Source organism: Serratia sp. CY33802 (assembly GCF_052169095.1).
Lineage (GTDB): Bacteria > Pseudomonadota > Gammaproteobacteria > Enterobacterales > Enterobacteriaceae > Serratia > Serratia bockelmannii.
The window spans coordinates 186,808-202,540 of record NZ_JBJNLL010000001.1 but is presented as its reverse complement, the minus strand read 5'-3'; the positions used below and the strand labels follow the sequence as shown (position 1 = coordinate 202,540).

The window sequence follows — 15,733 nt, the reverse complement described above, 5'->3', positions numbered from 1 at the left end:
CAAGAATGAATCACCCTGATGCATTCTTGCATCACCGGAGAAATAACCGCCGATGTGCAGCCCGCTAACCGTCTTTCTCTCCCCCCGGGCAGAACAACGCTTTATGATAGAAACCGTTATTGTTCGCCTGGCTCGGCCTGTGCCCCACGGCGCCGACAAATCTGCAGAGAGGAAATGGCATGATGAATTGGGACGACGCGCGCTTCTTTTTGGCCGTCGCACGCTGTGGCACGCTACGCAAAGCCGCCAACCAGCTGCATGTCGATCAGGCGACCGTCGGTCGACGGCTCTCCGCTTTCGAAGACGCTCTCGGTTCCAAGCTGTTTATCCGCACGCCGAAATCCTTCGCCCTCAGCCCGTTGGGGGAAGAAATGCTGGCGGACGTGATGAAGATGGAGAATGCGGTGCAGGCGATCAACCGCAAAGCCGCCAGCGGCGATGACAGCCTGCACGGCCACGTGAGCATCGCCACCACCGATACCCTGGCCGAAGCCTTCGTGATACCCGCGCTGCAAGATCTGCGGGAACGCTATCCGGCCATCACCGTCACGCTGTTGACGGCACTGAACATCGCCGATATCTCTTATCACGGCGCGGATCTGGCGATCCGCGGTGCACGCCCCGATGACGATGAACTGATCATCAAGCGGCTGGCCACCATCGAGATGGGCCTGTACGCCAGCCCGCACTATCTGGCTCGGCGAGGTATGCCGGTCAAAGGCGAGCAGCTGCGCGGTCACGATCTGCTGATGTTCCCGCGCGAGCTGGTGCCGCGCCACTGGAACAATTTCTGCGGCGAAGCCCTGCACGAGCCCAACGTCGTGCTGCAATGCAATTCACAGCTGCTGCTGCGCTCCGCCACTCGCAGCGGGCTAGGCATCGGCCTGCTCTCCGCGTTTCTGGCGGATAAAGACCCGGAGCTGGTGCGCCTGTTGCCAGAGAATAAAGACTGGGTGGATATCTGGCTGGTGCTGCATCCCGATTTGCAGCGTGCCGCCCGCGTGCGCGCGGTGGTGCAGGCGCTGGAAACGTCGTTTAGCGCCCATTACGGCTAAGTGCCGTTTCTCCATAAAAAAAGGCCGCCGAAGCGACCTTTTTACCGTCTGAAGCGTTATCAGAACGTCGGCTGCGCCATCTGCACCAGCGAAATCAGCGGCTGAGGATAAACCCCCAACAGCAGCACCAGCGCGGCTGAGATCAACACCACGACGCCACCGGCGGTCAACGCCCAGTTGTTCGGGGTGTCGCGCTGCAGCGATTCCGGCGCGCTGAGGAACAGGCTGACAGTCACGCGCAGGTAGTAGTACAGGCCAATGGCGCTGCCTACCACGACTGCGCCGGTCAGCCACCACAGGTGTGCGCTGACGCCCATCGCGATCACGAAGAACTTACCGATAAAGCCCAGCGTCATCGGGATACCGGCCAGCGACAGCATCATCACCGTCATTACCGCGGACAAGATTGGCTTATGCCAGAACAGACCACGGTAAGAGAACAGCGAATCCGCATCCGGGCCGCGGTACGGGCTGGACATCAGGCTGACCACGCCGAAGGCGCCCAGGCTGCTGAACAGGTAACCGGCCAGGTAAACGCCGGCGGTTTCCAGCGACAGCTGATGGGTTTGCACCGCAATCAGCGCCACCAGCAGGTAGCCCAGGTGAGCGATCGACGAGTAGCCCAGCAGACGCTTGATGTTGGTCTGGCTGATGGCCATCAGGTTACCGAACAAGATAGAGCAGAACGCGATGATCGACAGCACCAGACGCAGCGCTTCGTTGTCGGCGGCCGGGGCATACAGGAACAGACGCATCACGACCGCGAAGATCGCAATCTTGCTGGCGGTTGCCAGGAAGGTCGAGACCGGCGCAGGCGCGCCCTGATACACGTCCGGCGTCCACAGTTGGAACGGCACCAGCGACAGCTTGAAGCCCAGACCGACGATCATCATGCCCATACCGGCCAGGATCAGCGGCTGGTGCATCATGTTTTCCTGCAGGCTCTTGCCGAGGCCGGCCAGCGACAGATCGCCGGATTCAGCGTACAGCAGCGCCATGCCGAACAGCAGGAACGACGACGCGGCGGCGGACAGCAGCATGTACTTGATGGCGGCTTCCAGCGGGCGCTTCTGACGATAGGCATAACCCACCAGGCCGAACAGCGGCAGCGAGATCAGCTCGATACCGATGAACAGCGAAGCCAGATGGTTGGCGCTCGCCAGCAGGATGCCGCCCATGGCGGCGATCAGCACCAGCAGGTAGAACTCTTCGCGGTTATCCGGATAGCCGACCAGCCACGGATAGGCGAAGGTGCAGGTCGCCAGACTCGCCAGCAGCACCAGCCCGGTGTAGAACATCGAGTAACCGTCAACCCGCAGCAGCGGGGTGACGTCCATTGGGCCTGCCTGGCCGACAAAGTACAGCGAAAGCAGCGCCAGGTTGAGACCGATCACGGTCAGGGTGGCGTTGATAAAGTGGTCGCGTCGCCACGCAATGCCTAGCATCACAACCACCACCGTCAATCCGACGATCAACAGCGGCAGCAGTGCGATCAGTTGTTGAGGAGTTATTGTCATGGCGAATTACGGCCTTGTTGTTGAAATTGCTGAAACTGACGAACCAAACCAGTGTTGCACGTTGCTCATCGCCGCGTTGGAAGTATCCAGAATCGGCTGCGGGTAAACCCCCAGCAGAACCAGCAACACCACCAGCAGCAGAATGATGAACAGTTCGCGCGCGGTCATGCCCTGCAGCGGCTGGTCGGATTTAGGCGCACCGTAGTAAGCGCGCTGCATCATGATCAGCGAGTAAACCGAAGCGAACACCAGACCGAAGGTAGAGATCACGGTGATCACCGGCACCACCTGGTAGCTGCCGAACAGAATCATGAATTCACCGACGAAGTTACCGGTACCCGGCATCCCCAGCGTAGCCACGGCGAAGAACAGCGACAGCGCAGGGATGAACTTGATACGCCCCCACAGGCCGCCCATCTGACGCATGTCGCGGGTATGCAGACGCTCATACAGCTGGCCGCAGATAATAAACATACCGGCGGCGGACAGACCGTGCGCGATCATCTGGATCACGGCGCCCTGGTAAGCCAGCTGGCTGCCGGTGTAGATGGCAATCAGCACGAAGCCCATGTGCGATACCGAGGTGTAAGCGATAAGACGCTTGATGTCGGTCTGCGCGAACGCCATCCAGGCGCCGTAGAAGATGCCGATCACGCCCAGCCACATGGCGATTGGCGCGAACTCGTGCGAAGCCTCAGGGAACAGCGGCAGACTGAAACGCAGCAGGCCGTAGGCCGCGGTTTTCAGCAAGATGCCCGCCAGGTCGACGGAACCTGCGGTCGGTGCCTGGCTGTGCGCGTCCGGCAACCAGCCGTGCAGCGGCACCACCGGCATTTTCACCGCGAAGGCGATGAAGAAGCCCAGCATCAGCAGATATTGCACGTTGTGGGACATCGGCGTTTGCAGCAGGTCTTCGTAATCGAAGGTCCACACGCCGGTGGCGTTGTAATGCACGAACACCAGGCCCAGGATCGCAATCAGCATCACCAGACCGCTGGCCTGGGTGTAGATGAAGAACTTGGTCGCCGCGGTGATACGGGTTTTACCGTCCGACGCTTTGTGCCCCCACAGCGCGATCAGGAAGTACATCGGCACCAACATCATTTCCCAGAAGAAGAAGAACAGGAACATGTCGATGGCGAGGAACACACCGATAACGCCGCCCAAGATCCACAGCAGGTTGAGGTGGAAGAAGCCCTGATACTTCTGGATTTCACGCCAGGAACAGAGGATCGCCAGAACGCCCAGCAGACCGGTCAACACCACCATCAGCAGCGACAGACCGTCCAGCGCCAGGTGGATGGAGATGCCGAAGCGCGGGATCCACGGCAGCAGGAATTCGCTCTGCCACTGCGGAATGCCTTTCGGCGTGGTCAAGGTATAGCCGCCCTGCATCCACAACTGCAGAGAGAGCGCCAACGTCAGCCCCATTGCGATCAGCGCTATCCAGCGCGGCACCTTAGTACCGAAGCGCTCAAGCTGCCAGCACAGCAGACCGCCGATAAAGGGGATAAGAATTAGCCAAGGTAATAGCATGGCGTTTTGTGTCCCTTATACGAATAATTTCAAACTTTGTACGTAGCGCCTGCCCGGCGCTACGCCCGAAAAATGCGTCTGTTTAAATTATTCAATTAAACCAAAATCAACAGAGCCAATACGACCACTGCACCCACACCCATAGACGCTATATACCAACGCACCTGACCGTTCTCGCTCACCGTCAGACCGCGGTTCCCCCAGCGGGAGAAGACGGCCGGCAGGTTCATCAGCGAGTTCAGCGGATCGCGCTGCAGCAGCTTCGCAATGCCCAGGTACGGCTTGACGAACACTTTGTCATACAGCCAGTCGAAGCCCCAGGCATGGAACCACCAGGTCGAGAAGAAACGACCCGGCGCGCTGTTGGCGATGCTGTTGACCAGGCTGCGTTTGCCCAGCCACAGCGCGGCCGCCAGCAGAATGCCGACGATAGCCACCACGCCAGAGGTGATTTCCAGCGTCAGCACGCTGCCGTGCGCCAGTTCAGTGGTATCCGGCAGCACGCCCTGCAACGGCGGCACGATCATCGCGCCGACGAAGGTAGACAGCACCAGCAGAACCAGCAGTGGCAGGTGGTGAGTGATGCCTTTACCGGCATGCGCTTTGATTTTCTCTTCGCCATGGAACACGATGAAAATCATACGGAAGGTGTACAGCGAGGTCATGAACGCACCAACCAAGCCGGCCACCATCAGGTTGATATGGCCGTTGGCCATCGCGCCCGCCAGGATCTCGTCCTTACTGAAGAAGCCGGCCGTGACCAGCGGCAACGCAGACAGCGCCGCGCCGCCCACCAGGAAGCAGACGTACACCAGCGGGATGCTCTTGCGCAGGCCGCCCATCTTGAAGATGTTTTGCTCGTGGTGGCAAGCCAGGATCACCGAACCGGACGACAGGAACAGCAGCGCCTTGAAGAACGCGTGGGTCATCAGGTGGAAGATCGCCGCGTCCCATGCCTGCACGCCCAGCGCCAGGAACATGTAACCGATCTGGCTCATGGTGGAGTAAGCGAGCACGCGCTTGATGTCGGTCTGCACCAGCGCGGCGAAGCCGGCCAGCAGCAGAGTGACCGCACCGACGATGCCCACCAGGTGCAGCACTTCCGGCGCCATCAGGAACAGGCCGTGCGTACGGGCGATCAGATAGACGCCCGCGGTCACCATGGTCGCCGCGTGGATCAGTGCGGAAACCGGGGTTGGGCCCGCCATCGCGTCCGCCAACCAGGTTTGCAACGGCAGCTGCGCCGATTTACCGACCGCGCCGCCCAGCAGCATCAGGGTCGCCCAGGTGATGGCCGTGTCGCCCACCGCCAGTTTCTGCGGCGCCAGGATCATCAGCTCGCGGATGTTCAGCGTGCCCAGCTCGTTGTAGAGGATGAACAGCGCGAACGCCAGGAACACGTCGCCCACGCGGGTGACGATAAAGGCTTTCATCGCCGCCGCGCCGTTGGCCGGATCTTTATAGTAGAAACCGATCAACAGGTAGCTGCACAGGCCCACGCCTTCCCAACCCAGATACATCAGCAGCAGGTTGTCCGCCAGCACCAATACCACCATGCTGGCGATAAACAGGTTGGTGTAAGCGAAGAAGCGCGAATAGCCCTCTTCACCGCGCATGTACCAGGAAGCGAACATGTGGATGAAGAAGCCGACGCCGGTGACCACCGACAGCATGGTCAGCGACAGGCCGTCCAGCACCAGGGTCACGCCGATATTGAAGTTGCCGACGGCCATCCAGGTCCACAGGCTTTGCTCGAACAGCTGCACGCCGGCGGCTTTCTGGGCGAAGAAATCCATCGCCACATACACCGTGACCAGCGCAGCCAGGCCGATAGAACCCACGCCGACGGTGGCCGCCGTGTTTTCAGACCAACGACCGCGGGAAAATGCCAACAGCAGGAACCCGATCAGCGGTAGCAGAATTGTTAAATATAATAGGTTCATCCGCGCATCTCACTGACAGTATCAATATTCAGGGTATGACGACGACGGTAGAGCTGCAGCAGCAGCGCCAGGCCGATACTGGCCTCGGCTGCCGCCAGGCTGATCGCCAGGATGTACATCACCTGCCCATCCGCCTGGCCCCAGTAGCTTCCCGCCACGATAAACGCCAACGCCGCAGCGTTGATCATCACTTCCAGGCTGATCAGCATAAACAGCAGGTTGCGGCGCACCAGCAGCCCGGTCAGCCCGAGCACAAACAGGATAGCCGCCAGGATCAGGCCGTGTTGAAGAGGGATCATGCTTGCTCCTCCGATTTTCTTCTCGCCATTTCGCCACTCGCCGGCGCGTTGCTCAGCACCTCGCCAGGCTTGTGCTCGCGGCCGATATGGAAGGCGACAACCAGACCCGCCAACAGCAGCATTGAAGCCAGCTCAACCGCCAGTACGTAAGGCCCGAACAGGCTGATACCCACCGCCTTCGCGTCGACCATCTCACCGCTGATACCCTGATCGGATACGCTGCGGATCGCGACGATCAATACCACCAGCAGCGCCAGCGACAGCAGGCCAGGCCCGATCCACACCGTCGGCTTCATCCAGTCGCGCTCTTGCTGCTGCACGTTGCCGAGGTTCAGCATCATCACCACGAACACGAACAGCACCATGATGGCGCCCGCATAGACGATGATTTCCAACGCGGCGGCAAAGTAGGCGCCGAGAGAGAAGAAGACTGCCGAGATCGCCAGTAACGAGACGATCAGATACAGCAGCGCATGCACAGGGTTGGTATGGGTGATCACGCGAATCGTCGCGGCCACCGCAATCAAACCTGCCAGATAAAATGCAATTTCCATGCTTGCTGGCTCCTTAGGGCAACAGACCTTTGACGTCGATCGGTTTGGCTTCGTTTTCGGCTTCGCCTTTGGCTTTGCCGTCAATCGCCATACCGGCCATCCGGTAGAAGTTATATTCCGGATATTTACCCGGCCCCGAGATCAACAGATCTTCTTTTTCGTACACCAGATCCTGACGCTTGTACTCACCCAGTTCGAAATCCGGCGTCAGCTGGATAGCGGTAGTCGGGCAAGCCTCTTCGCACAGGCCACAGAAAATGCAGCGCGAGAAGTTGATGCGGAAGAACTCCGGATACCAACGGCCGTCTTTCTGTTCCGCTTTTTGCAGCGAGATACAGCCGACCGGGCAGGCCACCGCACACAGGTTACAGGCGACGCAGCGCTCTTCGCCGTCCGGATCGCGCGTCAGCACGATGCGGCCACGGTAGCGCGGCGGCAGGTAAACCGGTTCTTCCGGATACATCTGGGTTTCGCGCTTGGCGAAGGCATGCATGCCAATCATCCAAATGCTGCGCACCTGGGTGCCGAAACCAACCACTAACTCTTTCAATGTCATGGTTTATTCACCCCTTATTGAGCGTTGTACAAAATGACCGCGGCGGTTGCCAGCAGGTTCAGCAGCGTCAGCGGCAGGCACACTTTCCAGCCGAAGGACATCACCTGGTCATAACGCGGACGCGGCAGCGCGGCACGGATCAGGATGAACATCATCATGAAGAAGGCCGTTTTCAACGCGAACCAGATGAATGGCGGCAGGAACGGACCCTGCCAGCCGCCGAAGAACAACGTCACAATCAGGGCGGACACGGTGACGATACCGATGTATTCCCCCACGAAGAACAGACCGAACTTCATGCCGGAATATTCGATGTGGTAACCGTCGGCCAGTTCCTGCTCGGCTTCCGGCTGGTCAAACGGGTGGCGGTGACACACCGCCACGCCGGCGATCGCGAAGGTCACGAAGCCGAAGAACTGCGGAATGACGTTCCAGACGTGCGCCTGGGATTCAACGATGGCCTGCATGTTGAACGAATCCGCCTGCATCACCACGCCCATCAGCGACAGGCCGATGAACACTTCGTAGCTCAGGGTTTGCGCGGAGGCGCGCATCGCGCCCAACAGCGAGTATTTGTTGTTGCTCGACCATCCGGCGAACAGCACGGCGTACACCGCCAGGCCGGCCATCATCAGGAAGAACAGAATGCCGATGTTGAGATCGGACACCGCCCAGGTCGGGCTGACCGGAACGATGGCAAATGCCAGCAACAGGGAAGTAAAGGCGATCATCGGCGCCAGGGTGAAGATCACCCGGTCGGAGAATCTCGGTACCCAGTCTTCCTTGAAGAACATTTTGATCATGTCGGCGACCAGCTGCAGCGAGCCGCCCCAGCCTACGCGGTTCGGTCCGTAACGGTTCTGGAACAGGCCGAGCAGGCGGCGTTCGCCGAAGCTCATGAACGCCCCGCACGCCACGACCACCAACAGGATCACGACCGCTTTAAGAACGGCGATCAGAATGTCGATCACCTCAGGGGTAAACCAGCTCATCGTGCTGCCTCCCGCAGATTGTCTACCTTAGCACCCACCAAAATCGGCGGGATCCCTGGCAAGCCGAGCGGCAAACCAACCTGGCCCTGGGTCAGGGTTTCACTCAGACGTACCGGCAGACGCAAGGTCTGGCCCGCACAGCTGAACTCCACCAGGCTGCCCGCGTTGACGCCAAGGGTCGCCGCGTCGGCCGGGTTGACCATCACGTAAGCTTCCGGCATGCGCTGCTGGATCACGTGAGAGCGCTGCGACATTTCATCGCTGCCGAACAGGTGGTAGTAAGGCGCGACACGCCAGCCGTCGTTCGGATTGAAGGCGGCTGGCACGCGGTCGAAGTAACCGAGGCTGCCCTCCCCCGCTTCGATCAGGCGCACGCCCGGATCGCCGTGGCGCAGTTTGCCGCCCACTTCGGCCTGGAACTTGTTCCATGCCTGCGGTGAGTTCCAGCCTGGCGCCCAGGCGAACGGGATCTGCTGACGATCGGCCAGCGGGCTGTTGTTCCCTTCCATCGAGAAGGCGAACATGGTGTCTTTATCCTGCGGCTGACGCGGCTCGTGCACGCTGATGTTGGCGCGCATGGCGGTACGGCCGCTGGAACGGTGCGGCGAACGCGCCAGCTTCTGACCGCGAATGCGGAACGTCGCGTCCGGCGCGGCATCGACGATGCCCTGCAGCTGCGGCAACGCGGCGACGCAAGCGGCGATCACGTCATCGAGCTGAGTCCAGTCCACATGGCGGCTGGTGTAGGTGGAGTGCAGCGAGTGCATCCAGCGCCAGCTTTCCAGCATCACGGTGAACTGATTCTTCTTGGCGTCGTCGTAGTAAGCCGGATCGTATACCTGGAAGAAGCGCTGCGCGCGGCCTTCCTGGTTGATCAGCGTACCGTCGCTCTCGGCAAAGCTGGCCGAGGAGAGGATCAGGTTGGCTTTGTCCATGATCGCGGTGCGCTGGTGATCGGCGACGATCAGGTTGTTGACCTTGGCCAACGCTGCGTCCACCTGCGCCGCCGGCGCATGGCGATAGAGATCGTTTTCCATCACGATGGCGGTATCGGCTGCGCCGCTCGCCAGCTGTTCCAGCGCCTGATCGAGCGAACCGCCGCCGATCATCGCCAGGCCCATGCTGTTGGCGGCGCCCGCCACGAAGGTGATGCCGACATCGGAACCGCGACCCTTCAACGCTTTGGCGATGTTGGCCGCCGCTTCGATGATGGCTTCGCTGCCGGCGTTGCTGCCGGTAATGATCAGCGGTTTGCGTGCGCCGGTCAGCGCCTGCACGATGATATCGACTTTCTTGTTCAGGCCTTCGGCCAGATCGTTTACCGCCGGTGCCGCGCTATCCAGCGCGTGCGCGATGGCGAAGCCGAAGCGCGCCTGCTCGTCAACCGGCGCGCGGTAGTTCCAGGCGGCGATGTCGTCCAGGCGAGTGTTGTCGACGTTGGTGGTGAACAGCGGGTACTTGGCGTGCTGGCCGATGTTCTGCACCGCCGCGATCTGCCAGTCGGCAACGCGCTGCGCCGCCGCCATCGCGCGGGCTTTCCCCTTGACGGCCTGACGCACGGACAGCGCGATGCGCGCGCCGGTTTGCGTCAGGTCTTCGCCCAGCACCAGCACCGCGTCGTAATCTTCGATCTCACGCAGCGCCGGCGTATGAACGCCGCCGTTCTTCAGCACGTTCAGCATCAGCGCCAGGCGTGATTGCTCCGCCTGAGCGATACCGGTGTAGTAGTTCTCGGCGCCGACCAGCTCGCGCAGCGCGAAGTTGCTTTCCAGGCTGGCGCGCGGGGAGCCGATGCCGATGGTTTTCTTCGCCTGACGCAGGATGTCCGCCGCGCCCTGCATCGCCTGCTCGGCGTTCAGGGTGATCCAGTCATCGCCGCGCAGCTGCTGCGGTTGACGCGGACGATCTTTCTGGTTGACGTAGCCGTAACCGAAACGGCCGCGGTCGCACAGGAAGTAGTGGTTCACGCTGCCGTTGTAACGGTTTTCGATACGGCGCAGCTCGCCATAGCGCTCGCCCGGGCTGGTGTTACAGCCGATGCTGCACTGCTGGCAAATGCTCGGCGCGAACTGCATGTCCCATTTACGGTTGTAGCGTTCGGAGTGCGTTTTGTCGGTGAAGACGCCGGTCGGGCACACTTCCACCAGGTTGCCGGAGAACTCGCTTTCCAGCGTGCCGCTTTCCGGGCGACCGAAGTAGACGTTGTCGTGCGCGCCGTACACGCCGAAGTCGGTGCCGTCCGCATAGTCTTTGTAGTAACGCACGCAGCGGTAGCAGGCGATGCAGCGGTTCATCTCGTGCGAGATAAACGGCCCCAGCTCCTGGTTGTTGTGGGTACGCTTGGTGAAGCGGTAGCGGCGGAAGCTGTGGCCGGTCATTACCGTCATATCCTGCAGGTGACAGTTACCGCCTTCTTCACAGACCGGGCAATCGTGCGGGTGGTTGGTCATCAACCACTCGACCACGCTTTCACGGAACTGCTTCGCTTCGCCGTCATCGATGGAGATGAAGGTGCCATCGGATGCCGGGGTCATACAGGACATCACCAAACGGCCGCGCGTATCTTCCGCGTTTTGGTATTGCTTTACCGCACATTGGCGGCAAGCGCCGACGCTTCCCAGCGCCGGATGCCAGCAAAAGTAAGGAATATCAAGGCCGAGGGAAAGACAAGCCTGCAGCAGGTTGTCCGCCCCGTCTACCTCATACTCTTTGCCGTCTACATGAATCGTAGCCATAGTCAGCATGCTTCCAAGTGGCCTGCCTTGCGGCAGGCGTTAATCAAAAATTCTGGCCGTGTTCGGGCGAGTTCGGCTTACCAGCGCTGCTTCAGCAGATTGTTCGGCTGAATGCCGCAAATCGCATGGGCGTTGCCGAAGTGCTGCACGGCGATACCCGCCTCGAACTCTTCACGGAAATATTTAATCGCGCTTTGCAGTGGCTCTACGGCACCTGGCGCGTGGGCGCAGAAGGTTTTGCCCGGGCCGAGGGAGCGGCACAGCTGTTCGAGGGTTTCGATATCCCCCGGCTGCCCTTCGCCGTTTTCCAACGCACGCAGGATCTTCACGCTCCACGGCAGGCCGTCGCGGCATGGCGTACACCAGCCGCAGGACTCGCGGGCGAAGAACTCTTCCAGGTTACGCACCAGCGGCACCATGCCGATCTCGTGGTCTACCGCCATCGCCAGCGCGGTGCCGAGACGGCTGCCGGCTTTGCCGATCGCGCCGTATTCCATCGGCAGGTCGAGGTGATCGGCGGTCAGGAAGTCGGTGCCCGCGCCGCCCGGCTGCCAGGCTTTGAAACGCAGACCGTCGCGCATGCCGCCGGCGTAGTCTTCCAGGATCTCGCGCGCGGTAGTGCCGAACGGCAGCTCCCAGACGCCCGGATTTTTCACCCGGCCGGAGAAGCCCATCAGCTTGGTGCCTTTGTCTTCACTGCCGGAGATGCCGGTGTACCACTCCACGCCGTTCGCCAAAATGGCCGGCACGTTGCACAGCGTTTCGACGTTGTTGACGCAGGTCGGCTTGCCCCAGACGCCGGCACTGGCCGGGAATGGCGGCTTGGAACGCGGGTTGGCGCGGCGGCCTTCCAGCGAGTTGATCAGCGCAGTTTCTTCGCCGCAGATGTAACGGCCGGCGCCGGTGTGCACGATCAGCTCGAAATCAAATCCGGTGCCGAGAATGTTCTTGCCCAGATAGCCGGCTTCGGTGGCTTCCGCGATGGCGCGACGCAGATGCGCCGCTGCTTCGATATATTCGCCGCGCAGGAAGATGTAACCGCGGTAGGCTTTCAGCGCGAACGCGGAGATCAGCATGCCTTCCACCAGCAGGTGCGGCAGCTGCTCCATCAGCAGACGGTCTTTATAGGTGCCCGGCTCCATCTCATCGGCGTTACACAGCAGGTAACGGATGTTCATGGATTCGTCTTTCGGCATCAGGCTCCACTTCAAACCGGTGGAGAAGCCCGCGCCGCCACGGCCCTTCAGCCCGGAGTCTTTCACCAGGCCGACGATCTCGTCCGGGGCCAGGCCTTTGAGGGCCTTTTCTGCGCCGGCATAGCCGTTTTTGCTGCGGTATTCGTCCAGCCACAGCGGCTGCTTGTCATCGCGCAGACGCCAGGTCAGCGGATGCGTTTCGGGAGTGCGTACAATGTGCTTGGTCATTGATACTGCTCCAGTAGCGTCTCGATATCTTCAGGCTTCAACTGACTGTGAGTGTCCTCATCAATCATCATGGTCGGCCCTTTATCGCAGTTGCCCAGACAGCAGGTCGGCAGCAGCGTGAAGCGGCCATCAAAAGTGGTTTGACCCGGCTTGATGTTCAGCTTCTTCTCGATAGCGGCCTGAATGCCCTGGTAACCGGTGATGTGACAAACAACGCTGTCACAATAACGGATCACGTGACGTCCTACTGGCTGACGGAAAATCTGGCTGTAGAACGTGGCCACGCCTTCTACGTCGCTGGCGGGGATGCCCAGCACTTCCGCGATGGCGTAAATCGCACCGTCCGGAACCCAGCCGCGCTGCTTCTGCACAATTTTCAGTGCTTCGATGGAAGCGGCGCGCGGATCCTCGTAATGGTGCTTTTCGTGCTCGATCGCATCACGTTCTTCCGCGCTCAGTACAAATGCATCAACGCCGCTCTGAGGAGCGGCTGCATTGATGGGCTCGAGCGCATCGTTGACTGCGTGATTGTCTTTTTGATCATGCATAGTTAGCGGTCCACATCTGACATTACAAAATCGATACTACCCAGATAGACGATCAGGTCGGAAACCAGGCTGCCTCGGATGACCGATGGGATCTGCTGCAGGTGCGCAAAGCTCGGCGTACGTACCCGGGTGCGGTAGCTCATGGTGCTGCCGTCGCTGGTCAGGTAGTAGCTGTTGATCCCTTTGGTGGCTTCAATCATCTGGAATGATTCGTTGGCTGGCATCACCGGGCCCCAGGAAACCTGCAGGAAGTGGGTGATCAGCGTTTCAATGTGCTGCAGCGTGCGCTCTTTCGGCGGCGGCGTGGTCAGCGGGTGATCGGCCTTGAACGGGCCTTCCGGCATGTTGTTCAGGCACTGTTCGAGGATACGCAGGCTCTGGCGCAGCTCTTCCACCTTCAGCATCACGCGGGTGTAGCAGTCGCTGTTGCCGTCGCCCACCGGCACTTCGAAGTCGAAGTTCTCATAGCCGGAGTAAGGACGCCATTTACGCACGTCGAACTCAACGCCGGTAGCACGCAGGCCGGCACCGGTCACACCCCACTCCAGCGCTTCCTTGGCGTTGTAAGACGCTACGCCGATGGAACGGCCTTTCAGGATGCTGTTCTTCAGCGCCGCTTTCACGTAAGAATCCAGACGTTTCGGCATCCAGTCGAGGAATTCACGCAGCAGGCGATCCCAACCGCGCGGCAGATCGTGCGCGACGCCGCCGATGCGGAACCAGGCCGGGTGCATACGGAAGCCGGTAATCGCTTCCACCAGATCGTAGATTTTCTGACGGTCGGTAAAGGCGAAGAACACCGGGGTCATCGCGCCGACGTCCTGAATGAAGGTGGAGATATACAGCAGGTGGCTGTTGATACGGAACAGCTCGGACAGCATCACGCGGATAGTGTCGACGCGCTCAGGCACCTTAATGCCGGCCAGCTTCTCGACCGCCAGCACGTAAGGCATTTCGTTCACGCAGCCGCCGAGATACTCGATGCGGTCGGTGTACGGAATGTAGCTGTGCCAGGATTGACGCTCGCCCATCTTCTCGGCGCCGCGGTGGTGATAACCGATGTCCGGCACGCAGTCGACGATCTCTTCGCCGTCCAGCTGCAGAATGATGCGGAACGCACCGTGCGCAGACGGGTGGTTCGGGCCGAGGTTGAGGAACATGAAGTCTTCGTTCTCGGTGCCGCGCTTCATGCCCCAGTCTTCCGGCTTGAAGGTCAGCGCTTCCATCTCCAGATCTTCTTTCTGCTTGGTCAGCACGAAAGGATCGAATTCGGTGGCGCGCGCCGGGTAGTCCTTGCGCAGCGGGTGCCCTTCCCAGGTCTGCGGCATCATGATGCGCGACAGGTGCGGGTGGCCGTCGAAGGTGATGCCGAACATTTCCCAGGTTTCGCGCTCATACCAGTTGGCGTTCGGGAATACCTTGGTCGCCGTGGGCACGTGCAGGTCTTTTTCAGACAGCGCCACCTTCAGCATGATGTCGCGGTTGCGCTCGATGGAAATCAGATGGTAGAAAACGGAGAAATCCGCAGCGGGCAGGCCGTCGCGGTGGGTGCGAAGACGTTCGTCCACGCCATGCAGATCGAACAGCATGACATACGGCTTCGGCTGTTTTCTCAGGAACGTCATTACTTCCAGTAACTGGTCAGGTTTAACCCATACCACGGGCATGCCGGTACGGGTGGCCTGAACAGTAAAGGCTTCCGGCCCAAAACGGTTGCGCAGTTCGCCGATCACCGGGTCGTCAAGGTGATCTCGGGTCTGCCAGGCAGGCAAGGCGTCGTGCGTCGTCAAATCTGTCATAATTTTTTTTCACCACACTAAAGGGTTATTCGCCGCAAGTTTCACTTTTCGCTGTGTTAACCAATAGCGCACTAAGATGGACGTTAAATGAACGTCTTAAATCTCGTCAGGCGTCCGGAGGTTGGTCACCGCGATGCGCTCGCCGTGTTTACGCTCTCTTTCAGACTGCATATTGGCGCGGTAAACGCCCTGATCGCCGACAACCCACGACAGCGGGCGACGTTCTTTGCCGATAGATTCCTGCAGCAGCATCAGCGCTTGCATGTAGGCTTCCGGACGCGGTGGGCAGCCGGGAATGTACACGTCGACCGGCAGGAACTTGTCCACGCCCTGCACCACGGAATAGATGTCGTACATACCACCGGAGTTGGCGCAGGCGCCCATCGAGATCACCCACTTCGGTTCCAGCATCTGCTCGTACAGGCGCTGGATGACCGGGGCCATCTTGGTGAAACAGGTACCGGCCACCACCATCAGGTCAGCCTGACGCGGGGAGGCGCGCAACACTTCCGCACCGAAACGCGCCACGTCGTGAACGGCGGTAAACGACGTCACCATCTCCACGTAACAGCACGAAAGGCCGAAGTTATACGGCCAAATAGAGTTTTTACGCCCCCAGTTCACCATGTCATGCAGCGCATGTTCGAGTTTACCCATGTAAACCGTGCGGTGGACCTGTTGTTCCAGGGGATCGGCGACGATCTCCTGTTTTTGCAGGGGATAACGGTCGTTCTCACCGTTCGGGTCTATGCGGGTGAGCGTATAGTCCATCTTA

At 60.3% G+C, this 15,733-nt stretch carries 13 protein-coding genes; 1 reads left to right on the top strand and 12 read right to left on the bottom strand.

All coding sequences use genetic code 11. The features are described from left to right. Positions 1 to 179: 179 nt before the first annotated feature. Entirely contained in the window at positions 180 to 1,055 is an 876-nt protein-coding gene (locus ACJ8HA_RS01025) for a LysR family transcriptional regulator (protein ID WP_025303658.1), read from the top strand. A 59-nt stretch (positions 1,056 to 1,114) separates the two neighbouring features. On the opposite strand, the gene nuoN is transcribed toward ACJ8HA_RS01025, so the two are convergent. From nuoN to ACJ8HA_RS00965, 12 genes are all read right to left on the bottom strand, one after another. Continuing rightward, positions 1,115 to 2,572 carry an NADH-quinone oxidoreductase subunit NuoN gene (gene nuoN / locus ACJ8HA_RS01020; protein ID WP_025303659.1) on the bottom strand — a complete coding sequence of 486 codons (1,458 nt, stop codon included), beginning with the start codon at positions 2,570 to 2,572 and terminating at the stop codon, positions 1,115 to 1,117. Positions 2,573 to 2,578: 6 nt separating this feature from the next. Continuing rightward, positions 2,579 to 4,108, bottom strand: coding sequence for an NADH-quinone oxidoreductase subunit M (gene nuoM / locus ACJ8HA_RS01015; RefSeq protein ID WP_025303660.1), 1,530 nt, complete (start codon positions 4,106 to 4,108; stop codon positions 2,579 to 2,581). Positions 4,109 to 4,203: 95 nt separating this feature from the next. Further along, on the bottom strand, positions 4,204 to 6,051 hold the full coding sequence (nuoL, locus tag ACJ8HA_RS01010; protein WP_019453716.1) for an NADH-quinone oxidoreductase subunit L: 1,848 nt from the start codon (positions 6,049 to 6,051) through the stop codon (positions 4,204 to 4,206). Further along, a complete protein-coding gene (nuoK, locus tag ACJ8HA_RS01005; RefSeq protein WP_004936014.1) occupies positions 6,048 to 6,350 on the bottom strand; it encodes an NADH-quinone oxidoreductase subunit NuoK in 303 nt (100 codons plus the stop codon). The genes nuoL and nuoK overlap by 4 nt, the downstream gene beginning before the upstream one ends. Next, on the bottom strand, positions 6,347 to 6,904 hold the full coding sequence (nuoJ, locus tag ACJ8HA_RS01000; RefSeq protein WP_019453717.1) for an NADH-quinone oxidoreductase subunit J: 558 nt from the start codon (positions 6,902 to 6,904) through the stop codon (positions 6,347 to 6,349). The genes nuoK and nuoJ overlap by 4 nt, the downstream gene beginning before the upstream one ends. A 13-nt stretch (positions 6,905 to 6,917) precedes the next feature. Next, positions 6,918 to 7,460, bottom strand: coding sequence for an NADH-quinone oxidoreductase subunit NuoI (gene nuoI / locus ACJ8HA_RS00995; RefSeq protein WP_025160170.1), 543 nt, complete (start codon positions 7,458 to 7,460; stop codon positions 6,918 to 6,920). Between the two features lie 14 nt (positions 7,461 to 7,474). After that, a complete protein-coding gene (gene nuoH / locus ACJ8HA_RS00990; protein WP_025303661.1) occupies positions 7,475 to 8,452 on the bottom strand; it encodes an NADH-quinone oxidoreductase subunit NuoH in 978 nt (325 codons plus the stop codon). After that, complete coding sequence (gene nuoG / locus ACJ8HA_RS00985) at positions 8,449 to 11,187, bottom strand: NADH-quinone oxidoreductase subunit NuoG (RefSeq protein WP_049234003.1); 2,739 nt, start codon at positions 11,185 to 11,187, stop codon at positions 8,449 to 8,451. Before nuoG ends, nuoH begins: the two co-directional genes overlap by 4 nt. 77 nt (positions 11,188 to 11,264) lie before the next feature. Then, on the bottom strand, positions 11,265 to 12,611 hold the full coding sequence (gene nuoF / locus ACJ8HA_RS00980) for an NADH-quinone oxidoreductase subunit NuoF (RefSeq protein ID WP_442515159.1): 1,347 nt from the start codon (positions 12,609 to 12,611) through the stop codon (positions 11,265 to 11,267). Beyond that, on the bottom strand, positions 12,608 to 13,159 hold the full coding sequence (gene nuoE, locus ACJ8HA_RS00975; RefSeq protein WP_004936034.1) for an NADH-quinone oxidoreductase subunit NuoE: 552 nt from the start codon (positions 13,157 to 13,159) through the stop codon (positions 12,608 to 12,610). Before nuoE ends, nuoF begins: the two co-directional genes overlap by 4 nt. A 2-nt stretch (positions 13,160 to 13,161) precedes the next feature. Then, positions 13,162 to 14,958, bottom strand: a complete 1,797-nt coding sequence (gene nuoC / locus ACJ8HA_RS00970; protein WP_025303662.1) for an NADH-quinone oxidoreductase subunit C/D — start codon at positions 14,956 to 14,958, stop codon at positions 13,162 to 13,164. A gap of 96 nt (positions 14,959 to 15,054) precedes the next feature. After that, entirely contained in the window at positions 15,055 to 15,729 is a 675-nt protein-coding gene (locus ACJ8HA_RS00965) for a NuoB/complex I 20 kDa subunit family protein (RefSeq protein WP_004936039.1), read from the bottom strand. Between the last annotated feature and the right edge of the window lie 4 nt (positions 15,730 to 15,733).